Annotated in this window: 19 protein-coding genes; 14 read left to right on the top strand and 5 right to left on the bottom strand. The window is 70.9% G+C overall.

What is annotated here, in order from left to right; all coding sequences use genetic code 11:
- Positions 1-161: 161 nt before the first annotated feature.
- Positions 162-1,907 carry a dolichyl-phosphate-mannose--protein mannosyltransferase gene (locus Q8A52_RS04400; protein WP_316749023.1) on the bottom strand — a complete coding sequence of 582 codons (1,746 nt, stop codon included), beginning with the start codon at positions 1,905-1,907 and terminating at the stop codon, positions 162-164.
- 97 nt (positions 1,908-2,004) lie between these two features.
- Between Q8A52_RS04400 and rsmI the strand changes: the two genes are divergently transcribed.
- From rsmI to Q8A52_RS04350, 10 genes are all read left to right on the top strand, one after another.
- On the top strand, positions 2,005-2,856 hold the full coding sequence (rsmI, locus tag Q8A52_RS04395) for a 16S rRNA (cytidine(1402)-2'-O)-methyltransferase (protein ID WP_316749022.1): 852 nt from the start codon (positions 2,005-2,007) through the stop codon (positions 2,854-2,856).
- Between the two features lie 245 nt (positions 2,857-3,101).
- Positions 3,102-3,497, top strand: a complete 396-nt coding sequence (locus Q8A52_RS04390) for a hypothetical protein (RefSeq protein ID WP_316749020.1) — start codon at positions 3,102-3,104, stop codon at positions 3,495-3,497.
- 47 nt (positions 3,498-3,544) lie between these two features.
- Complete coding sequence (locus Q8A52_RS04385; RefSeq protein ID WP_316749018.1) at positions 3,545-4,423, top strand: TatD family hydrolase; 879 nt, start codon at positions 3,545-3,547, stop codon at positions 4,421-4,423.
- Positions 4,424-4,533: 110 nt separating this feature from the next.
- Entirely contained in the window at positions 4,534-5,817 is a 1,284-nt protein-coding gene (locus Q8A52_RS04380; protein WP_316749017.1) for a ubiquitin-like domain-containing protein, read from the top strand.
- Positions 5,818-5,873: 56 nt separating this feature from the next.
- A complete protein-coding gene (rsmA, locus tag Q8A52_RS04375) occupies positions 5,874-6,755 on the top strand; it encodes a 16S rRNA (adenine(1518)-N(6)/adenine(1519)-N(6))-dimethyltransferase RsmA (RefSeq protein WP_316749015.1) in 882 nt (293 codons plus the stop codon).
- On the top strand, positions 6,752-7,645 hold the full coding sequence (locus Q8A52_RS04370; RefSeq protein ID WP_316749013.1) for a 4-(cytidine 5'-diphospho)-2-C-methyl-D-erythritol kinase: 894 nt from the start codon (positions 6,752-6,754) through the stop codon (positions 7,643-7,645). Before rsmA ends, Q8A52_RS04370 begins: the two co-directional genes overlap by 4 nt.
- 353 nt (positions 7,646-7,998) lie before the next feature.
- Positions 7,999-9,804 carry an ABC-F family ATP-binding cassette domain-containing protein gene (locus tag Q8A52_RS04365; RefSeq protein WP_316749011.1) on the top strand — a complete coding sequence of 602 codons (1,806 nt, stop codon included), beginning with the start codon at positions 7,999-8,001 and terminating at the stop codon, positions 9,802-9,804.
- Between the two features lie 234 nt (positions 9,805-10,038).
- Positions 10,039-11,829 (top strand): outer membrane protein assembly factor BamB family protein, encoded by a 1,791-nt coding sequence (locus tag Q8A52_RS04360; protein WP_316749009.1) that lies wholly within the window; start codon positions 10,039-10,041, stop codon positions 11,827-11,829.
- 55 nt (positions 11,830-11,884) lie between these two features.
- On the top strand, positions 11,885-13,720 hold the full coding sequence (locus tag Q8A52_RS04355) for an outer membrane protein assembly factor BamB family protein (protein WP_316749007.1): 1,836 nt from the start codon (positions 11,885-11,887) through the stop codon (positions 13,718-13,720).
- A 249-nt stretch (positions 13,721-13,969) separates the two neighbouring features.
- A complete protein-coding gene (locus tag Q8A52_RS04350) occupies positions 13,970-14,668 on the top strand; it encodes a helix-turn-helix transcriptional regulator (protein WP_316749006.1) in 699 nt (232 codons plus the stop codon).
- Between the two features lie 59 nt (positions 14,669-14,727).
- Here the strand turns inward: Q8A52_RS04350 and Q8A52_RS04345 are convergent, their stop codons facing one another.
- Complete coding sequence (locus Q8A52_RS04345; RefSeq protein ID WP_316749004.1) at positions 14,728-15,057, bottom strand: hypothetical protein; 330 nt, start codon at positions 15,055-15,057, stop codon at positions 14,728-14,730.
- 21 nt (positions 15,058-15,078) lie between these two features.
- Entirely contained in the window at positions 15,079-16,782 is a 1,704-nt protein-coding gene (locus Q8A52_RS04340) for a sodium:solute symporter family protein (protein ID WP_316749002.1), read from the bottom strand.
- Positions 16,783-16,907: 125 nt separating this feature from the next.
- Between Q8A52_RS04340 and galT the strand changes: the two genes are divergently transcribed.
- From galT to galK, 3 genes are read left to right on the top strand one after another with little or no spacing between them, the layout of a single operon-like run.
- Positions 16,908-17,978: a galactose-1-phosphate uridylyltransferase gene (galT, locus tag Q8A52_RS04335; protein ID WP_316749000.1), complete on the top strand. Its 1,071-nt coding sequence runs from the start codon at positions 16,908-16,910 to the stop codon at positions 17,976-17,978.
- Positions 17,975-18,943 (top strand): UDP-glucose 4-epimerase GalE, encoded by a 969-nt coding sequence (galE, locus tag Q8A52_RS04330; protein WP_316748998.1) that lies wholly within the window; start codon positions 17,975-17,977, stop codon positions 18,941-18,943. The genes galT and galE overlap by 4 nt, the downstream gene beginning before the upstream one ends.
- Positions 18,943-20,097, top strand: a complete 1,155-nt coding sequence (gene galK, locus Q8A52_RS04325) for a galactokinase (RefSeq protein WP_316748996.1) — start codon at positions 18,943-18,945, stop codon at positions 20,095-20,097. The genes galE and galK overlap by 1 nt, the downstream gene beginning before the upstream one ends.
- A 47-nt stretch (positions 20,098-20,144) precedes the next feature.
- Here the strand turns inward: galK and Q8A52_RS04320 are convergent, their stop codons facing one another.
- Positions 20,145-20,600, bottom strand: a complete 456-nt coding sequence (locus tag Q8A52_RS04320) for a GNAT family N-acetyltransferase (RefSeq protein WP_316748993.1) — start codon at positions 20,598-20,600, stop codon at positions 20,145-20,147.
- Positions 20,601-20,867: 267 nt separating this feature from the next.
- Between Q8A52_RS04320 and Q8A52_RS04315 the strand changes: the two genes are divergently transcribed.
- Positions 20,868-21,647, top strand: a complete 780-nt coding sequence (locus tag Q8A52_RS04315) for a response regulator transcription factor (protein WP_316748991.1) — start codon at positions 20,868-20,870, stop codon at positions 21,645-21,647.
- Here Q8A52_RS04315 and tamR read toward each other — a convergent pair.
- Complete coding sequence (tamR, locus tag Q8A52_RS04310; protein ID WP_316748989.1) at positions 21,606-22,103, bottom strand: MarR family transcriptional regulator TamR; 498 nt, start codon at positions 22,101-22,103, stop codon at positions 21,606-21,608. The genes Q8A52_RS04315 and tamR overlap by 42 nt on opposite strands.
- Positions 22,104-22,169 lie beyond the last annotated feature (66 nt).

Raw genomic sequence — 22,169 nt, 5'->3', positions numbered from 1 at the left:
GATGTGGCAGCGGCCCCACGTCCCACTTCCGCTGACGCATGCCGACCCCATAGCCGGGCCGTCTCCGGGCCGACCGAGGGCGGCCAGCAGCAACCGCTGACGACCAACAACGACCACGAGGGAGCGGCAGGCCGCCGCTCCCTCGTGGTGTGTTCGCCCGGCTAAACCCAGGTGTCCAGCCACATCCGCGACCGCCAGGAGTCGATCGGGATGGCGGTGCCGGTGTACAGCGGCCAGAAGTAGATGAAGTTCCAGGCGATCAGCAGGACCAGGACGCCCGCGCCCGCGGAGCCGATCACGCGGCGGGTGTCGCTGGAGCCGGGTGGGCCGATGATTGCGCCGATCAGCATCGCCACCGCCAGGCACAGGAACGGTACGAAGACGACCGCGTAGAAGAGGAAGATCGTGCGCTCCTGGTACATGAACCAGGGCAGGTAACCGGCCGCGATGCCGCAGGCGATGGCGCCCGCGCGCCAGTCGCGGCGGAAGGCCCAGCGCCACAGGACGTAGAGGATCGCGAAGCAGGCCGCCCACCACAGCAGCGGTGTGCCGATGGCGAGGACCTCGCGGGCGCACTTCTGGCCCGCGTCCGCCGGGCAGCCGTCCACGCCGGGCGAGGGGGACTCGTAGAAGTACGAGACCGGGCGGCCCAGGACGATCCAGCTCCACGGGTTCGACTGGTACGTGTGCGGGGACGACAGGCCGACGTGGAACTCGTACACCTCGTGCTCGTAGTGCCACAGGCTGCGCAGCCAGTCGGGCAGGAAGGTCCAGCTGCCGCCCTTGCCGTCGGTGGCGGCCCAGTTGCGGAAGTAGCCGCCGGTGCCGTCGGTCGGGGAGAGGATCCAGCCGATCCAGGAGAACAGGTACACCGAGATGGCCACCGGGACCGTCGCCAGGAACGTGATGCCCGTGTCGTGCTTGAGGACCGCCCGGTACGGGTGCCGGGCACCGGCCACCTTGCGGGCGCCGACGTCCCACAGCAGCGCCATCACACAGAACGCGGCCAGGATGTAGAGGCCGTTCCACTTCGTGCCGATGGCCAGGCCGAGCAGCAGGCCCGCCGCCCAGCGCCAGGGCCGCCACCCGAGGCGGAGACCGTCACCCACGTGCGCGTCCGGGCGGACCCGGCCGTCCGCGTCCATGGGCAGCGCGGCCGCGAGTTTCTCCCGCGACTTGTCCCGGTCGATGACGAGGCAGCCGAAGGCCGCGAGCACGAAGAACATCAGCACGCCGTCGAGCAGCGAGGTGCGGCTCATCACGAAGTGCAGCCCGTCCACCGCCATCAGCGCGCCGGCCAGACAGCCGAGGAACGTCGAACGGAAGATGCGGCGCCCGATCCGGCACAGCAGCAGCACGCTCAGCGTGCCCAGCAGCGCCGTCATGAACCGCCAGCCGAACGGGTCGAACCCGAAGATCAGCTCGCCGAGCCCGATGACGTACTTGCCGACCGGCGGGTGCACGACATAGGCCGCGTCCGCCGGGATGCCGACATGCCCCGCCTTCTGCAGGATCAGATCGTTGGCGTTCTTGTCCCAGTTGACCTCGAAGCCGCGGTGGACGAGCGCCCAGGCATCCTTGGCGTAGTACGTCTCGTCGAATATCACCGCCTTCGGGCTGCCCAGGTGCCAGAACCGCATCAGGCCCGCCATCAGCGTCACCAGCAGTGGACCGCCCCAGCCCGACCAGCGGCCGATCCGCTCGGCCGCCGTCCGCGGCACACCCAGGACCAGCCACAGCCGAGGGCTCGGCTCCGCATACGGCGGCACCAGCCGGTCGAGGACATCGCCGTCGCCTCTGTGCCCCGCCGTGTAGCCGAAACGGCGCAGCCGCTGCTGCCACGACGGCCGCTGGTCGTGCGGTGCCTGGCCCTGCCGGGTGTCCGTGGAGGACGCGGTACTGGTCACCGCGCCATCGTAGGGAAACGTTCTGTGTGAGTCCCGCGCATGGGCGTCACCGGTTGGTGTGCGTTGCGTTTCGCCGGGCCCTGGGAGGATGGGGAGCGTGACTGGAACCCTTGTTTTGGCGGGCACCCCCATCGGCGACATCGCGGACGCGCCGCCCCGGCTCGCCCAGGAGCTCGCCGGCGCCGACCTCGTCGCCGCCGAGGACACCCGGCGGCTGCGCCGGCTGACGCAGGCGCTGGGTGTGACGCCCAAGGGCCGCGTGGTGTCCTACTTCGAGGGCAACGAGTCGGCCCGGACGCCCGAGCTGGTCGAGGAACTGCTCGGCGGGGCGCGTGTGCTCCTCGTCACGGACGCCGGCATGCCGTCGGTCTCCGACCCCGGCTACCGGCTGGTCGCCGCGGCCGTCGAGAAGGACATCCACGTCACCGCGGTGCCCGGACCGTCCGCCGTGCTCACCGCCCTCGCGCTGTCCGGGCTGCCCGTCGACCGGTTCTGCTTCGAGGGGTTCCTGCCGCGGAAGGCGGGCGAACGGCTCTCCCGGCTGCGTGAGGTCGCCGAGGAGCGGCGCACCCTCGTCTACTTCGAGGCCCCGCACCGCCTCGACGACACCCTCGCCGCGATGACCGAGGTGTTCGGTGCGGCGCGGCGCGCAGCCGTGTGCCGGGAGCTGACCAAGACGTACGAGGAGGTACGGCGCGGACCGCTCGCCGAGCTGGCCGCCTGGGCCGCGGAGGGTGTGCGCGGCGAGATCACCGTCGTCGTCGAGGGCGCCCCCGAGCGTGGCCCCGGGGAACTCGACGCCGAGGAGCTGGTGCGCCGCGTGCGGGTGCGCGAGGAGGCGGGGGAGCGGCGCAAGGAGGCGATCGCCGCGGTGGCCGCGGAGGCGGGCCTGCCCAAGCGGGAGGTGTTCGACGCGGTGGTGGCGGCGAAGAACGCGCAGACGTCGTGAGGGGGCTCACACCGGGCTCATATCCCCTCTGAGCAGGCTGCTCCTCCCATGAGCGCGCGCCCCATGGGTGGGCAAAGGGCAGTTGCGGAAGGCAAAGCCCCGACCCGGTACCCAGGGCCGGTATGGCAAGGAAAATCCAAATCGCCTCCAACACTCGACAGGCCGGGTGCGTCCGCGCCGGTGAAGGCGTCCACTGGTCGAAGGGACGCACCCGTCCCTTTGTCCAGCGGACCCGAGGAGCTGGCATGAGTGAGATCGCAGGGCAGACCGGCCTCCGCGGTACGGCGAGCGCAGTCGTTCACGAGTCGTATTCCTTCGCCTGCATGCGATGCGGGCACGGCTGGGAGCAGTCGTACGAGATAGAGCACCACACGGACGCCGACGGCCACGAGTTCGTCACGTACGTGGCGAACGGCAAGGTCGTCCCGTCCCCGCTGAGCCGGCCCAGCTGCCAGAACTGCGACGGCCACGTCGTACGGATCATGCGGCCCGGGCAGGTCTCGTCGGTGCGCAGCGCGGCGCAGCGACACCATCACGAGACGCCCCCGCAGGCCGAGACCGGGATGCCGGCGCAGGCCAAGGAGCAGCACCACTGGCACCTGTCCGATCTCCTGCATCCGTTCCAGCGCAAGGCGAGCTGAACCCCTCGCCCGGCCGACGAGGCATGCCCCTTTCGTAGGATCGGGGCATGCCTTCGAACGCCGACAAGAACGCGGCGCCGCCGCTCCCGGAGCCCCTCCGGGTGCCCGTCGCCGACTCCCACACCCACCTCGACATGCAGTCCGGCACCGTCGAGGAAGGCCTCGCCAAGGCCGCGTCGGTGGGAGTGACGACGGTCGTCCAGGTCGGCTGCGACATCAAGGGCTCGCAGTGGGCCGCGGAGACGGCAGCGGCGTACGACAGCGTCCATGCGACCGTCGCCCTGCACCCCAACGAGGCCCCGCGCATCGTCCACGGCGACCCGGACGGCTGGTCGCGGCAGGGCGCGCGGGTACCGGGCGGCGACGCGGCGCTGGACGAGGCGCTGGCCGAGATCGACCGGCTGGCCGGGCTGCCCCAGGTGAAGGGCGTCGGCGAGACGGGCCTGGACCACTTCCGCACCGGGCCCGAGGGCAAGGCGGCCCAGGAGCGGTCCTTCCGCGCCCACATCGAGATCGCCAAGCGGCACGGCAAGGCGCTGGTCATCCACGACCGCGACGCCCACGCCGACGTCCTGCGCGTCCTCAAGGAGGAGGGCGCCCCGGAGCGCACCGTCTTCCACTGCTACTCGGGCGACGCCGAGATGGCCGAGGTGTGCGCACGCGAGGGCTACTACATGTCCTTCGCGGGGAACGTCACCTTCAAGAACGCCCAGAACCTGCGCGACGCCCTCGTCGTCGCCCCGCTGGAACTGGTCCTCGTGGAGACCGACGCGCCCTTCCTGACCCCGGCGCCGTACCGCGGACGGCCCAACGCCCCCTATCTCGTTCCGGTCACGGTGCGCGCGATGGCCGCCGTGCGCGGGATCGCCGAGGACGCGCTGGCGACCGCCCTGGGGGCGAACACGGCCCGCGCCTTCGGCTACTGATCGTACGTTCGGTGAGCAACAGTCCGTAATCGCGCGGCTTTGGAGAGCGACGCCCGCTCCGCTAGGTTCTGGGGGCCCGATCCGGACCCCTCTGGCTCCCTGGAGCGTGCGTGAGCAAGTCGCAGTACGAGACGTACGGCCCCGACCCCTCCGTGCACACCGCGGAGACGCTGCCCTACGGGATGTACGAGGCCCCTCCGTACGAGGACACCTACCGGCCCTCCTACGAACGGCAGGTGGTGCCCCGCCAGGCGCACGGGCGAGCCGCGCGGCGGCGCCGGGCACGCTCCGCCGCACGGTCGGAGTCCACCGTCCGCCGACTGGTGCCGCAGGCGCTGGTCGTCGTGTTCCTCGCCGGCGGCACCACCGCGTTCGTCGCCGAGGACAAGGCGATCGAGCTCACCGTCGACGGAAAGCCGCGTACGCTGCACACCTTCGCCGACGACGTGACCGAGCTGCTCGCCCAGGAGGGGGTGCGGGTCGGCGCGCACGACGTGGTGGTGCCCGCTCCCGGTACGGCGCTGGCCAGCGGCGACGGGGTGGAGGTGCACTACGGGCGCCCCCTGCGGCTCACCCTCGACGGTCGGCGCCACGAGGTGTGGACGACGGCGCGCACGGTGGACGAGGCGCTCGGACAGCTGGGCGTGCGGGCGGAGGGCGCGTATCTCTCGGCCTCGCGCTCCCGGACGATCGGACGCGCGGGGCTCTCGCTCGACGTACGCACCGAGCGCGCCGTCACGATCATGGCGGACGGCCGGGCCCGCGTCATCCGCACCAACGCGGCCACCGTCCGCGAGGCCGTCGAGGAGGCCGGGATCCCCCTGCACGGCGAGGACACCACGTCCGTCCCGCCCGACAGCTTCCCCCGGGACGGGCAGACGGTGACCGTGCTGCGGGTGACCGGCACCCAGGAGGTCCGCGAGGAGGCGATCCCGTTCGAGGTGGCACGAACCGTCGACCCCTCGCTGTTCCGGGGCACGGAGGTCGTCGAGCGGGCCGGGCAGCCGGGGCTGCGGCGGGTCGCCTACCTCGTGCGGACCGTCAACGGGGTCCGGCAGAAGCCGCGCCTGGAGCAGTCCGAGGTCGTGCGGGAGCCGCGCACCCAGGTCGTGAAGGTGGGCACGAGGCCGCATCCGCCGTCCGTGCAGGACGCCGACGACCTGGACTGGGACGGCCTCGCGGCCTGCGAGTCCGGCGGCCGGACCCACGCGGTGGACCCGTCGGGGACGTACGGAGGCCTCTATCAGTTCGACACCCGCACCTGGCACAGCCTCGGCGGCAAGGGGCGCCCGCAGGACGCCTCGGAGGAGGAACAGACGTTCCGGGCGAAGAAGCTGTACGTGCAACGGGGGGCCGGCCCCTGGCCGCACTGCGGCGCCCGGCTGGGCGGATAGCCGTGGCCCGGGACACCCTGGCAATCCCGGCGGCCGCGCCCCCGTACCCTTGTCCCGTGAGCAGCCCCACCCCAGACGCCCTCCTCGGCCCCGCCGACATCCGTGAGCTCGCGGCAGCGCTGGGCGTGCGTCCCACCAAGCAGCGCGGCCAGAACTTCGTGATCGACGCGAACACCGTCCGCCGGATCGTCCGCACCGCAGAGGTCCGCCCCGACGACGTGGTCGTCGAGGTCGGCCCGGGGCTCGGCTCCCTCACCCTGGCGCTGCTCGAGGTCGCCGACCACGTCACCGCCGTCGAGATCGACGACGTCCTGGCCGCCGCGCTGCCCTCGACGATCGCGGCGCGCATGCCGGAACGCGCGGACCGGTTCGCGCTGGTCCACACCGACGCGATGCACGTCGCCGAGCTGCCCGGCCCTGCGCCCACGGCCCTTGTCGCGAACCTGCCCTACAACGTGGCCGTCCCGGTGCTGCTGCACATGCTCGACACCTTCCCCGGCATCGAGCGGACGCTGGTGATGGTGCAGTCGGAGGTCGCCGACCGGCTCGCCGCCGCGCCCGGTTCGAAGGTGTACGGCGTGCCCTCCGTCAAGGCCAACTGGTACGCCGACGTGAAGCGGGCCGGGGCCATCGGCCGCAATGTCTTCTGGCCCGCGCCGAACGTCGACAGCGGGCTCGTCTCCCTCGTCCGGCGGACCGAGCCGATCAAGACCACCGCCTCCAAGCGCGAGGTCTTCGCGGTCGTCGACGCGGCGTTCGCACAACGGCGCAAGACCCTGCGGGCCGCGCTCGCCGGCTGGGCGGGCTCCGCCGCGGCCGCCGAGGCCGCCCTCGTCGCCGCCGGTGTCTCGCCGCAGGCACGCGGGGAGTCGCTGACGGTCGAGGAGTTCGCGCGGATCGCCGAGCACAAGGACGCGTACGAGGGGACGGGCAAGTGAGGGTCACGGTAAGGGTCCCTGCCAAGGTCAACGTCCAGCTCGGGGTGGGCGCCGCCCGGCCGGACGGGTTCCACGACCTCGCCAACGTCTTCCTCGCCGTCGGCCTGTACGACGAGGTCACGGTCACCCCGGCGGAAGAGCTGCGCGTCACCTGCGAGGGAGCGGACGCGGACCAGGTCCCCCTGGACCGCACCAACCTCGCGGCGCGCGCGGCGATCGCGCTCGCCGGGCGGCGGGGCATCGACCCGGCCGTGCACATCCACATCAGCAAGGACATCCCCGTCGCCGGCGGCATGGCGGGCGGCAGCGCGGACGGCGCGGGCGCGCTGCTCGCCTGCAACGCGCTGTGGGGGGCGGGCGCCTCCCGTGCCGAGCTCCTCGCCGTCTGCGCCGAACTGGGCAGCGACGTGCCGTTCAGCCTGGTGGGCGGTGCCGCCCTCGGCACCGGGCGCGGCGAGCGGCTGACGGCCCTCGACGTCGGCGGGACCTTCCACTGGGTGTTCGCGATGGCGGACCGCGGGCTGTCGACCCCGGCCGTCTTCCATGAGTTCGACCGGCTCGCGGAGGGCCGGGACATTTTGGAGCCGGTGGCGTCCCCGGACCTGCTGGAGGCGCTCGCGAAGGGCGACCCGCACGCGCTGGCGGCGGCCGTCTCCAACGATCTTCAGCCCGCCGCGCTGTCCCTGTTCCCGGAACTCGGCGACACGCTCGCGGCGGGCCGCGGGGCGGGCGCGCTCACGGCCCTCGTCTCGGGCTCGGGCCCGACCACCGCGTTCCTCGCCCGCGATGCCGAGTCGGCGGAGAAGGTCGCGCAGGCGCTGCGGACGTCAGGGACGTGCAGGTCGGTACGGGTGGCTGCGGGGCCTGCGGCGGGGGCGTTGGTGCTCTGAGGGTGCGCTCCGCTCAGAGCTCGTCGATGGCGGTCAGGTCGATGTCGATGGGGTAGGGCTTGTCGACCTTACGGTCATTTCGCGGGCGACCTTCAAATCGGGGGGCACAGTGCGGCGCAGGCCGCTGACCAGCAGGTCGATCGCGGCCCGTCCAATGGAGGCATACGCCATCCGGACTGCTCGGCAGGCTGGGCTGTCATGGTTCCTCCCATGGACAAGATCCTGGCGCCCGTCCTCCACAGTAGCCGCCGTCGAACATGTCATCACGAAGAGTGACCAACGCCGCGCGCCCCGACCCTGCCCCCGCAGGCCCTACGCTAGAAGGCTGACCGACCCCCCTGCGCAGGAGTGAAATGGCCGTCAACCTGGTCAATGTCGAGAACGTCAGCAAGGTGTACGGCACCCGTGCCCTGCTGGACGGTGTCTCGCTCGGCGTGTCCGAAGGGGACCGTATCGGGGTCGTCGGGCGCAACGGCGACGGCAAGACCACCCTCATCCGGATGCTGGCCAAGCTGGAGGAGCCCGACACCGGGAGGGTCACGCAGTCCGGCGGGCTGCGGCTCGGCGTGCTCACCCAGCACGACTCCCTCGACCCGGCCGCGACCGTCCGGCACGAGGTCATCGGCGACATGGCCGACCACGAGTGGGCCGGGAACGCCAAGGTCAGGGACGTACTGACCGGGCTCTTCGGGGGCCTCGACCTGCCGGGCTTCCCGAAGGGGCTGGACACCGTCATCGGGCCGCTGTCCGGTGGTGAGCGGCGGCGCATCGCGCTCGCCAAGCTGCTGATCGACGAACAGGACCTCATCGTCCTCGACGAGCCCACCAACCATCTCGACGTCGAGGGCATCTCCTGGCTGGCCCGGCATCTGCAGAACCGGCGCTCCGCGCTCGTGTGCGTGACGCACGACCGGTGGTTCCTCGACCAGGTGTGCACCCGCATGTGGGACGTCCAGCGCGGTGACGTGTACGAGTACGAGGGCGGCTACTCCGACTACGTCTTCGCCCGCGCCGAGCGTGAGCGCATCGCCGCCACCGAGGAGACCAAGCGGCAGAACCTCGTCCGGAAGGAGCTGGCCTGGCTGCGCCGCGGCGCGCCCGCCCGTACCTCCAAGCCGCGCTTCCGCGTCGAGGCCGCCAATGAGCTGATCAAGGACGTGCCGCCGCCGCGCGACAGCAGCGAGCTGATGAAGTTCGCCTCCTCGCGGCTCGGCAAGACCGTCTTCGACCTGGAGAACGTGAGCGTCCAGGCCGGGCCCAAGGTGCTGCTCAAGCACGTCACCTGGCAGCTCGGCCCCGGCGACCGCATCGGCCTGGTCGGCGTCAACGGCGCCGGCAAGACCTCGCTGCTGCGCGCCATGGCCGACGCGGCGCGCACCCAGGGGGAGGCGCAGCCCGTGGGCGGCCGGGTCACCGTCGGCAAGACCGTCAAGCTCGCCTATCTGTCCCAGGAGGTCGCCGAACTCGACCCGAACTGGCGGGTGCTGGAGGCGGTGCAGCGGGTCCGTGAGCGCGTCGATCTCGGCAAGGGCCGCGAGATGACGGCGGGACAGTTGTGCGAGACCTTCGGCTTCGGCAAGGAGAAGCAGTGGACGCCGGTGGGGGACCTGTCCGGCGGTGAGCGGCGCCGTCTGCAGCTGCTGCGGCTGCTGATGGACGAGCCCAACGTCCTCTTCCTCGACGAGCCCACCAACGACCTCGACATCGAGACCCTCACCCAGCTCGAGGACGTCCTCGACGGCTGGCCCGGCTCGATGATCGTCATCTCGCACGACCGGTTCTTCGTCGAGCGCACCACCGACCGGGTGTTCGCCCTCCTCGGCGACGCGACCCTGCGGATGCTGCCGCGTGGCATCGACGAGTACCTGGAGCGGCGGCAGCGGATGGAGGAGGCGGTCGCCGCCTCGGCCGCCCCGGCACCCAGGCCCGCCGCCCTGGAGAAGAGCGCCGCCGACCAGCGCGCCGCCAAGAAGGAACTCCAGAAGATCGAGCGCCGGCTGGACAAGATCTCCGAGAAGGAGACCAAGCTGCACGCACAAATCGCCGACAACGCCACGGACTTCGCGAAGGTCGCCGAACTCGACGCCGAGCTGCGGGACTTGGCGGGCGAGCGGGAGGAGCTGGAGCTGCGGTGGCTGGAACTGGCGGAGGACGCCTGACCTTTCAGCCCCCTGGCGCAGGGGGCGCGTGCGCTGCGTGAAGGGGGCGTGAAGGCGCATAACGACGGCATCACGGGCCGGTCCTCCCTTGGGAACAGGGGCGGGCACGGCCCCGTGCGCTGTCTGTACCGAGTGATAGAAAGAGCCGTCTGAGAACTTTCTGAGTACGACCTTGGGTCCATCACGAACCTCAGGGCGTGGCTAAAAATCAGTGAACGAGGGGGAAGAGCGCTGATGACCCAGCCGCCCGACCAGCCGCCGCAGCAGGGTGGTTTCGGAGCACCGCAGGACCAGGCGCCACAGGGCGGCGGCTTCGGGGCCCCGCAGACGCCGCCCGCGCAGGGAGGTTTCGGCGCCCCCCAGGGCACCCCCGCGGCCCCGCCTCCGCCGGCCCAGCCGCCCCAGCAGCCGCAGCCGGGCTACGGCTACCCGCAGCAGCCCGGGCCGTACGGGCAGCCGGGTCCCTATGGCGCCCCGGGCCCGTACGGGCAGCCGCAGCAGCCGGGGCCGTACGGACAGCAGCCCGGTTACGGCTACCCGCAGCAGCCGCACTACCCCGGCGCGCCCGGCACCCCGCCGCCCGGTGGCTCGAAGAACCCCTTCAAGGGGAAGCCCGCCGTGATCACCGCGGCCGCGGTGGCGGCGCTGCTGGTCGTCGGCGTGGGCTTCTACGTGGCCGGTGGCGGCGACGACGGCGGCAAGAAGAAGCCGGTCGCCCAGCAGAGCGACGACTCCAAGTCCACCGGCTCCGCCGACCCGGTCAATCCCGGTGACGGCAGCGGCGACGGCGGCTCGGACCCGGAGAACCTCAACGAGGGCCGTAAGCCCGGCGAGGCCAAGGTGCTCTGGTACAAGACGGCTCCGGACGCGCCCGGTTCCGGCGCCGACGCACCCGGCATGTGGATCACGGGCAGCACGGCGGTGAAGGCGGCGTACAAGCAGGTCTTCGGCTATCGCGTCGGTGACGGCGACCCGGCCTGGCCGACGATCACCTTCGCGCAGAAGATCTGCGCGGTCACCCCGATGAAGTCGGCCGACAACAAGGTCGTCGTGGCGTACATGAGCGGCACCAGCGACCGCGCCAAGTGCAATCAGCTCCAGCTGATCGACCTCGACACCGGCAAGAAGGGCTGGAGCGGCACGGTCGCCGACGGCGCGCTGTTCGACAGCACGCTCAGCGTCGAGCTGACCATCGCCGGCAAGACGCTGATGGTGGGCCGCTCGCAGTCGGGCACGGCGTACGACCTCGCCAGCGGCAGGAAGCTGTACGACAAGAAGAGGTACGGCACCGACTGCTTCCCGACCGCGTTCGCGGGCGGCACGAACCGCCTGATCTCCGTGGCCTCCTGTGACGCCACCGGCAGCAACGAGCACGACGAGATCCAGGAGCTCGACCCGGCCACCGGCAAGGTCCGGTGGACCCAGCCGGTGAAGAAGGGCTGGAAGGTCGCGCGGGCCTACTCCGTCGACCCGCTCGTGGTCTATCTGACCAACGAGGACAAGAAGGCCTGGAACATCTCCACCTTCACCAGCGCCGGCAAGTTCCGCTCCGAGGTCAAGGTCGACGAGAAGTTCGCCCCGCAGTGCGGCTGGGCGATCCTCGAACGCGACCTCCAGGGCTGCCGGGGCGTCGCCGCCGACGCGGACACCCTCTATCTGCCCACCGACTCCACCAGCGGCGCCAACGAGATCGTCGCGATCAGCCTGGCCACCGGCAAGGCCGAGTGGCGCGCGAAGTCCCCGGCGGACGAGTCGATGACGCCCATCAAGGTCGAGGGCGGCAAGCTCGTGGCGTACGTCCACCCGTCGTACGACGCGGGCGGCCAGGTCGTGTCGATCCCCACGACCGGCTCGACCCACACCACGACGAAGCTGCTGCAGAACCCGCAGGGCACCGCGGAGATCGAGGACGGCTTCTTCGACGGTGCGATCGACTGGGCCGACGGACGCTTCTACATCTCGTCCACCCGGCTGAACGGCAACGACGAGACGAAGGAGAAGCTGATGCTTGCCTTCGGCAAGTGAGCCCGGTCCGCACCCCGCTTCTCCTCCGTCCCCGTCCTTCCGAGGTACACCTGCCATGACCCAGCCGCCGCCTCCGCCGCCCAACCAGCCGCCGCAGCAGGGCGGTTTCGGCCCGCCCCAGGACCAGCCGCCCGCGACGCCGCCGGCCACCCCGCAGCCGCCCCCGGCCGCTGCGCAGACCCCGCCGGGCTTCCAGAAGGCGCCGGAGCCGGGCTACGGCTACCCGCAGCAGTCCCCGCAGACGCCGCCTCCTCCGCCGCCCGGCTACGGATACCCCCAGGCCCCGCAGGGCGCCCCCCAGGCGCCCCCGGGCTACGGCTATCCCGCCCAGCCGCAAAACCCGTACACCCAGCCCAACGCGTACGGACAGCAGCCCGGTTACGGCTACCCGGGCCGACCCACCATGCCGCTCCAGCCGCAGCCCGGAGCGCCGGGCGGGGGCGGGCGGAAGGTCAACTCCTCGCTCGTCATCATCGTCTCGGCCCTCGTCGTGATCGCCCTGATCGTCGGCGGCGGCATCTGGTACGCGAAGTCGTCCGGCGGCGACGGCAAGAAGCACGGCACGGCGAACTCCGGTGGCACCACCGGTGGCAAGGACGACAAGGGCGACAGCGGGGGCACCTCCTCCGGCGGCAAGGAGAAGGTGCCCTCCGACCCCGCCGCCCAGATCAGCTTCAAGGTCCCGCTGCCCAAGGCGAACGACACGGTCGTCACCGCCGGCTCCTGGCTCACCGACAAGGTGTACGCCAAGAGCGGCATCGCCCAGATCGTCGGCTACGACCCCGGTAACGGCAGCAAACTGTGGACGATCGACCTGCCCGGCCCCGTGTGCACCGTGACCAACCACGTCACCTCGGACAACCGGACGGCGATCACCTTCCAGCCGAAGATGCCCGCCAAGAGCTCCTCCGCGGGCTGCAGCCAGGTCGCGGCCATCGACCTCGACGCGGGCAAGAAGCTGTGGACGAAGTCGGTCGACTCCGGTGACTACCCGATCAACTTCGACAATGTGACGGTCGCCCAGCGGACCGTCGCGGTCGGCAGCACCAACGGCGGCGCCGCCTTCGACATCGACTCCGGCAAGCTGCTCTGGCAGCCGAAGCCGACCGACAGCTGCTACGACGCCGGGTACGGCGGCGGTGACAAGCTGGTGGCCGTGCGCAAGTGCGGTCAGTACGACAACCGTCAGCTGCACATCCAGACCATCGACCCCGAGTCGGGGAAGGTGATCTCCGAGTACAAGATGGCCCCGGGCGTCGAGTACGCCAGCATCGTCTCGACGAACCCGCTGGTGGTGGCCGCCGACGTCGGTGACAGCGCGGGCGACGGCAGCGGTATCTCGGACTACTTCTCCATCGACGACAAGACCGGCAAGCTGCGCACCAAGATCTCCGCGCCCGGTGACTCCTACGGCGGCCGCTGCGACGGCATCTCCCGGATCGAGTACTGCAAGGAGATCGTGGTCGGCAACGACAAGCTGTACGTGCCGACCGAGGAGCACGACGGCAAGGGCGAGTACAGCAAGACCAACGAGATCGTGGCGTTCGACCTGAGCACCGGCAAGCAGACCGGCCAGCGTGCCGACGCCGGCGACGGCTACACGATCTCCCCGCTGCGCATGGACGGCGGCAACCTGATCGCGTACAAGCGCCCGCCCTACGACAAGGGCGGCCAGATCGTCAGCATCGACGGCGGCTCCTTCAAGGAGACCAAGCTGCTGGAGAACCCGGCCACCCGGGACGTGCGGGACGTGGAGACCAGCATGCTGCCGGACTACGCGGAGTTCCTCTACGCCCAGGGACGCCTCTACATGTCGGCGATCTTCGCCCACAAGTCGGACTCCACGTACGGCAAGGAGTACCTGGTGGTCGCGTTCGGCGTGGGCGGCTGATCGCGCGCCCCCCGCCCGACGGTCCCGCCCCTGCTCAGGGGCGGGGCCGTGCACTTACCGCTCATCACCCTCGAATGCCAGAAATTCCGTCGATCCGGGGCACTTCTCATCAGTAGGGGCAGCGCGACGTCGAACAAGCGTGTAGCTTCCGGGGTCATGAAGGGCAGGGGTGCCGGGGGGCCCTCTGTCCATGTGGACCAGTGGACATCCATAGTGGGGCATCCATTGGGGGGACTGGGGGGTTGCTCTATGGGAGTGCGGCTCATGGTGGTCGACGACCACCGATTGCTGGCGGAGGCGCTGGCCTCGGCGCTGAAGCTGCGCGGGCACCGGGTGCTCGCGGCGGCGGCTCCGGCCGCGGGGGCGGCGGAGCTGGTGATCAGCCGTGCGCCCGAGGTGTGCCTGCTGGGTACGGCGGCACCGGCCGAGCCGGGGACCTTCGATCCGGTGGTGCGGATCAAGCGGGAGCGTCCGCAGGTCGCGGTGCTGGTCCTGGGCCCGGTGCCGTCCCCGCGAGGGATCGCGGCGGCCTTCGCGGCCGGTGCGTCGGGGTACGTGCGTCACGACGAGCGGATCGAAGGGGTGGAACGGGCGATCATGAAGGCTCGGGCGGGCGAGGCGGCCGTCGCCCCGCAGCTCTTGCAGGGGGCCTTCAGTGAGCTCCTCAACCCGGCCGCCCAGCCCGACGACGAGGGCCAGCGCCTTTTGCAGATGCTCACCCCGCGGGAGGTCGAGGTCCTGGTCAGGGTCGCCGACGGTGAGGACACCCGGCTGATCGCGGCCGGCATGGGCATCGCCCCGAGCACGGCCCGTACCCATGTGCAGCGCGTCCTGATGAAGCTGGGCGTCGGCTCCCGGCTGGAGGCGGCGGCGCTGGCGGCCCGGACGGGGCTGCTGGACAGGGCGGGACCGGTGACGAACGCGTCGGCTGCGCACCCGGACTTCTAGAGGGTGCCATCCCCGCGCCTGTGGGGCCGCAGTGCCGTGGACTGCGGCCCCTCGGAGCGTCACTCGTGCGGCTTGTCGTCCGGGACTGCCTCCGGAAGCGGCGGCGGGGTGGGCCGCAGCTTCAGCCAGACCAGGAAGAACACACCGAGGAGCAGCATCCCGATGCCGGTCCACAGGTTGATGTTGACGCCCTGCGCCTTGGCGATCTCGGCGTCGGAGGCGGTGATGCCGGCGATCGTGACGATGATCCCGTAGACCACGAACAGGACGCCGATGATGCGGCGCAGGTCGAAGATGCGGGCGGCGGTCGTGGACTTGTGCTCCAGATCGAGGACTTCCCGCTGGAGGTCCCGCTCGGAATAGCCGGAGTATCCGTATTCGTCGGACATGGTTTCTCCATTCTCCCGCGGTCAGAACGAGAACGGGATGTAGCAGGCGGCGGCCAGGATCACCGCGCCCCAGCCCAGCAGGGCCGGCTTGCGGTACCAGGCGTCGTCGCCGGCGGCGGGCGGCTCGGCCATGCCGGGGGAGCGGGTGCCGTAGACGAGGCCCTCCAGGTCCTCGTCCCGCTTCGGCGCGGTGAACAGGGTGACGATGAACATCACCACCGCGCCGGCCACGAAGCCCGCGATCGCGGACACGAAGTTGGCTCCCTGGTCCGTGGGGATGCCGATGATGCCCCTCTTGTAGATCACGAAGTAGTTGACCATCGCCGTGACCGTGCCGGCGAGCAGCCCCCAGAAGCCGGACTTCGCCGACGCCCGCTTCCAGAACATGCCGACGATGAAGACGACGAACATCGGCACGTTGAAGAAGGAGAACAGCGTCTGAAGGTAGGCCATGATGTTCGAGAACGAGGAGGCCAGGAACGCCGTGCCGATGGAGGCCAGCACGCCGATCGCCGTGATCAGGCGGCCGAAGCGGACGTAGTACTCGTCCTCGCGGTGTCTGATCACGTACTTCGACCAGATGTCGTTGGTGAACACCGTGTTGAAGGACGACACGTTGGCCGCCATGCCGGCCATGAACGCGGCCAGCAGACCCGTCACCGCGATGCCCAGCACGCCGTTGGGCAGCAGCTCCTGCATCAGGTACGGGATGGCGTCGTTGTACTGGAGGTTCGAGCCCTTGGTGCCGATGTTCGGCACCAGCGCGGCGGCGACCAGGCCCGGGATCATCACCAGGAAGACGATGAAGATCTTCGGATACGCGGCGATCAGCGGCGTGCGCTGCGCGGCGGAGAGGTTCTTCGCGGACAGGGCGCGCTGCACCTCGGCGAAGTTCGTCGTCCAGTAGCCGAAGGACAGCACGAAGCCGAGGCCGAGGACGATGGTCAGCCAGTTGGCGCCGAGCGGGTTGGGACTGCCGATGCCCGTGCCGCCCCAGGCGGTGACGAAGTCGGGGCCGTGCAGCGCGGTGAGCTTGTCGCTCAGCCCGCTCCAGCCGCCGACCTTCCGCAGGCCGAGTACGGAGATCGGGATGAGGGCCGCCAGGATCACGAAGAACTGCAGCACCTCGTTGTAGATCGCGGAGGAGAGCCCGCCGAGGGTGATGTAGGCGAGCACGAAGAAGCCGGCGACCACGATCGCCACCCACTGCGGCCAGCCCAGCAGCGCCTCGACGACGATCGCGAGGGCGTAGAGGTTCACCCCGGCGATCAGGATCGCCGCAAAGGCGAACAGGATCGAACTCAGCAGGTGGGCCCATTTGTCGAAGCGCAGCAGCAGGAACTCGGGGACCGAGCGGACCTTGCTGCCGTAGTAGAAGGGCATCATCACCAGGCCGAGGAAGACCATGGCGGGGATGGCGCCGATCCAGTACCAGTGGACGGTGTAGGCACCGTACTGCGCGCTGTTGGCCGCCATGCCGAGGATCTCGGTCGCGGCCAGATTGGCAGAGATGAACGCGAGACCGGTGATCCAGGCGGGCAGGGAACGCCCGGAGAGAAAGAAGTCCAGGGTGGTCTTCACCGAGCGGCGAGCCGCGAAGCCGATGCCCAGGACGACGGCGAAGTAGATCGCAAGGATCGTGTAGTCCAGCCCGTTCGTGGGGAGCCGTAGCTCGGCTGCCAGATGCTCTGGAGCCTGCGTGAGGGCATATGTGGGGATTTGCACTCCGTTATTGAACACGTCCGCTCATCCACCTTGTTTGATTGCGATGTTGACTGTCGTGGTGAGTTGTGTTTTGGTGTGTTCGTTTCTGTTTGAAGGTTGAAGGTGGCTCGGATAGGGAGTCCGCAGTGAAGAAGACCTCGACTCGACTGGCCGACGGTCGTGAGTTGATCTACTACGACCTGCGGGACGACACCGTGCGCGACGCGGTCGACCGGCGACCCCTCGAGCGCACCGTCACCACCTCCGAGATCCGCCGCGACCCGCTGCTCGGCGACCGGGTCGCGATCGCCTCGCACCGGCAGGGCCGCACCTATCACCCCCCGGCCGACGAGTGCCCCCTGTGCCCATCGGCGAGCGATCGCCTGAGCGAGATCCCGGACTCGTCGTACGACGTCGTCGTCTTCGAGAACCGCTTCCCGTCGCTGGCCGGCGACTCTGGCCGGTGCGAGGTCGTCTGCTTCACCTCCGACCACAACGCGTCCTTCGCCGACCTCACCGAGGAGCAGGCGCGCCTCGTCCTCGACGCGTGGACGGACCGGACTTCGGAGCTGTCGCATCTCCCCTCCGTCGAGCAGGTGTTCTGTTTCGAGAACCGTGGCCCGGAGATCGGCGTCACGCTCGGTCACCCGCACGGCCAGATCTACGCGTACCCCTTCACCACTCCGCGCACCGCGCTGATGCTGAACTCCCTCGCCGCCCACAAGGAGGCGACCGGCGGGGGCAACCTCTTCGACACCCTCATAGAGCAGGAGCTCGCCGGTGAGCGGGTCGTCCTTGAGGGTGAAAACTGGGTGGCCTTCGTGCCGTATGCCGCGCACTGGCCCTACGAGGCCCACCTGTACCCGAAGCGCCGTGTCCCCGATCTGCTCGCGCTCGACGAGGCGGCGCGCTCAGAGTTCCCCAAGGTTTATCTGGAACTCTTGAGGCGCTTCGACCGGATCTTCGGCGAGGGTGAGCCTCCGACGCCGTACATCTCCGCCTGGCACCAGGCGCCGTTCGGCCTGATGGAGGAATTCGAGGGAAGCACGGTCGTCAGCCGTGACGACTTCGCGCTCCACCTTGAGCTTTTCACCATCCGCCGCACTTCCGGCAAGCTGAAGTTTCTCGCGGGTTCCGAATCCGGCATGAGCGTGTTCATCAACGACGTGCCGCCGGAACGCGCGGCCCAGCGACTGCGAGAGGTAGCGAGTTCATGAGCGGCAAGTATCTGGTGACCGGTGGAGCGGGCTACGTCGGCGGCGTCGTCGCCCAGCACCTGCTGGAGGCCGGCCACGAGGTCACGGTCCTGGACAACCTCTCGACCGGCTTCCGCGAGGGCGTGCCCGCGGGCGCCGCCTTCGTCGAGGGCGACATCCGCGACGCCGCCAAGTGGCTCGACCCCTCCTACGACGGCGTCCTGCACTTCGCCGCCTTCTCCCAGGTCGGCGAGTCGGTCGTGAAGCCGGAGAAGTACTGGGACAACAACGTCGGCGGCACCATGGCGCTGCTCGGCGCGATGCGCGAGGCGGGCGTCCGCAAGCTCGTCTTCTCCTCCACCGCGGCCACCTACGGCGAGCCGGAGCAGGTCCCGATCGTCGAGACCGCCCCCACCCGGCCCACCAACCCCTACGGCGCCTCGAAGCTCGCCGTCGACCACATGATCAGCGGCGAGGCCGCCGCCCACGGCCTGGGCGCGGTGTCGCTGCGCTACTTCAACGTGGCCGGCGCCTACGGCGCACAGGGCGAGCGGCACGACCCCGAGTCGCACCTCATCCCCCTCGTCCTCCAGGTCGCCCAGGGCCGCCGCGACGCGATCTCCGTCTTCGGCGACGACTACCCGACCCCGGACGGCACCTGCGTCCGCGACTACATCCACGTCGCGGACCTGGCCGAGGCCCACCTGCTCGCGCTGCGGGCCGCGCAGCCCGGCGAGCACCTGATCTGCAACCTCGGCAACGGCGAGGGCTTCTCCGTCCGCGAGGTCATCGAGACCGTCCGACAGGTGACCGGCCACCCGATCCCCGAGGTCGTGGCCCCGCGCCGGGGCGGCGACCCCGCCGTCCTGGTCGCCTCCGCCCGGGCCGCCCGCGAGCGCCTCGGCTGGAACCCGTCCCGCGCCGACCTCGCCGCCATCGTCGCGGACGCCTGGGAGTTCGCGCAGAAGACCGCAAGGGAGCAGTAGTGGGGGCACAGCAGGTCCGCGAGGGCTTCGTCGAGCTGTACGGGGCCGAACCGGAGGGCGTCTGGTCGGCGCCCGGCCGGGTCAACCTGATCGGCGAGCACACCGACTACAACGACGGCTTCGTCATGCCGTTCGCGCTGCCGCACGTGGCGACGGCGGCGGTCTCCCGGCGCACCGACGGGGTGCTGCGCCTGCACTCCGCGGACGTCGAGGGCGGTGCCGTGGAGCTCCCGCTCGACGCCCTCGCCCCCGAGACCGACCGCAACTGGACGGCGTACCCGGCCGGCGTGGTCTGGGCGCTCCGCGAAGCCGGCCACCCGGTCACCGGCGCCGACATCCACCTCTCGTCGACGGTCCCCACGGGCGCCGGCCTGTCCTCCTCGGCCGCCCTCGAGGTCGTGATCGCCCTGGCCCTGGACGACCTGTACGAACTCGGCCTCCAGCGCCGGCGGCTGGCCCGCCTGTGTCAGCGCGCCGAGAACGTCTACGTCGGCGCCCCCACGGGGATCATGGACCAGACCGCGTCGGCCTGCTGCGAGGAGGGCCACGCCCTGTTCCTCGACACCCGCGACCTCTCCCGGAAGCAGATCCCCTTCGACCTGGCGGCACAGGGCATGCGCCTGCTGGTGGTCGACACCCGGGTCAAGCACGCCCACAGCGACGGCGAGTACGGCAAGCGCCGGGCCGGCTGCGAGAAGGGTGCGGCGCTGCTCGGCGTCGACGCGCTGCGGGACATCCCCTACGCCGGCCTGGACGCGGCACTGGTCCGGCTGGGCGACGAGCAGGAGGTGCGCCGCCTGGTGCGCCACGTCGTCACGGAGGACCAGCGCGTCGAACGCGTCGTGGCGCTCCTGGAGTCGGGCGACACCCGGGCGATCGGCCCGGTCCTCACCGAGGGTCATGCCTCGCTGCGCGACGACTTCCGCATCTCCTGCCCCGAGCTGGACCTGGTCGTCGACACCGCCCTGACCGCGGGCGCGCTCGGCGCCCGGATGACCGGCGGCGGCTTCGGCGGCTCGGCGATCGTCCTCGCGGAGGCCGCCGACGTCGACACGATCACCAAGGCGATCGAGGGGGCCTTCGCCGCGGCCGACTTCACGGCGCCGCGCGTGTTCGAGGCGGTGCCGGCGGCGGGGGCGCGCCGGGTGGGCTGACGGCCGGGCCGCAGGCTCCGCACGGCCGGGGCGCGGCCCCGGCGGGGTCAGCCCAGTCGCTTCGTCAGTGTGTACTCCGTGATCCCCGGCGGATAGCCGGGGATCACGCACACCACCTCGTAGCCCTGCTTCCGGTAGAAGCCCGGGGCCTGGAAGTCCCAGGTCTCCAGGCGGGCCGAGCGGCAGCCCCGGTCCCGGTGGGCGATGCGTTCCGCCTCCGCGAGCAGCCGGGAGCCGAGGCCCGAGCCGCGGTGGCGTTCGTCGACCCACAGGTATGTGACGTGCAGCCAGGTGGTCCAGGTGTGGCCGACCAGTCCGCCCGCCAGCTCCCCGGTAACGTCGAGGGCCCACACATGGAGCGGGACTTCCCGTTCCGCCGGGGTGCCGCGCAGGGCCGCCAGGACAGGGGACGCCGCCGTGTTGGTCTCCAGCAGCCGGGAACGGAGAAGATCGCGCCTCGCCTTGTCGACTTCCGCCTCAATACGAAACATGCGGCACACCATAAACGCGCTGGACAGCCAGTTCTGCAAATAGCCTTCCGCTCCGGGCCCCCGGCCGTACCCTGATGAACAGCACCGGTGGGGGCCGGTGCCGATCAGGGGGGCGAGACAGTCGGGTACGACGCCCGCGGTGGGGGTAGCAGTGTCTGCACGGCGGCGGCCGTGCGGTTTGCGTCACCCGTACTCGTGGGGGTCGTACCCGCGCCGGTCGGCGTTCTCCGGGCGATGGGGTCTCCCCTGCTCCTAGTGGAGCTTGGGGAAGGGGGTTACATGGTTCGCATCCGAGTCCTGGTCGTCGACGACCATCGCATTTTCGCCGAGTCGCTCGCCGCGGCCCTCGCCGCCGAGCCCGACGTCGACGTCTCCGCGGCCGGCAGCGGTCCGGCCGCACTGCGCTGTCTGGAGCGGGCGGCCGCCGAGGGCCGCCGCTTCGACGTGCTGCTCGTCGACGCCGACCTGGGCGGCCATGTGCCCGGCGCGCGGCCGGCCGTGCCGGTGCAGGAGGGCAACGAGGAGGGGCTCGTCGACGGCATCTCGCTGGTCGCGGGCGTCCGTTCGGCGCAGCCCGGCGTACGGACCGTCGTCCTCGCCGAGAAGGACGACCCCCGGCGCGCGGCCCTGGCCCTGCAGGCCGGTGCCTCCGGATGGGTCGCCAAGGACTGCTCGCTGTCCCGGCTGCTCAACGTCATCCGGGGCGTCCTGCGCGACGAGACCCACCTGCCGCCCGCGCTGCTCACCGGCGTGCTGCGGGAGCTGACGGCCGCCCGCAAGCACCGTACCGAGAGCGAGCGGCTGGTGGAGTCGCTCACCCCGCGGGAGCGGGAGGTGCTGCGCTGCATGGTCGCGGGGCTCGGCCGCAAGGCCGTCGCCGAGCGGCTGTTCCTCTCCCCGCACACCGTGCGCACCCATATGCAGAACGTCCTCGGCAAGTTGGGCGTCCACTCCACCCTCGCCGCCGTCGCCCTTGCGCGGCGGGCCGGGGTGGGGCCGGTCGACCTGGGGCCCGCCCTAGCCGGGGATGTTGTCGAACGGGGCGGTCAACTGGCGTAGCAGCGCCGCCAGTTCGCCCCGCTGGGCGCGGGAGAGCTCCGCGAGGATCGCGCGCTCCTGGTCCAGCAGGCCCGCCAGGGCCTGGTCGGCGCGGTCGCGGCCCTCGTCCGTCAGGCGCACCAGCACCCCGCGCCGGTCACTGGGGTCGGGCAGCCGCTCCACCAGGCCCTTCTTCGCCAGGCGGTCGATGCGGTTCGTCATCGTGCCCGAGGTGACCAGGGTCTGTGTCAGCAGCTGTCCCGGCGAGAGCTGATAGGGCGTCCCCGCGCGCCTGAGCGCGGTCAGAACGTCGAACTCCCAGGGCTCCAGCTGGTGCTCGGCGAAGGCCAGCCGACGCGCCCGGTCCAGGTGCCGGGCCAGCCGGCTCACGCGGCTCAGCACTTCGAGCGGTTCCACGTCGAGGTCCGGGCGCTCCCGGCGCCACGCAGCGACCAGCCGATCGACCTCGTCCTCCATGGCGATCAGTGTAGTGGTTCTGTCGACATGAAGTCTCTTGATCTCAAGTCTCTTGACATCGAGATA

Source organism: Streptomyces herbicida (assembly GCF_032656585.1).
In the GTDB taxonomy this organism is placed as follows: Bacteria; Actinomycetota; Actinomycetes; order Streptomycetales; family Streptomycetaceae; genus Streptomyces; species Streptomyces herbicida.
This window is presented reverse-complemented; position numbering and strand designations above follow the sequence as displayed.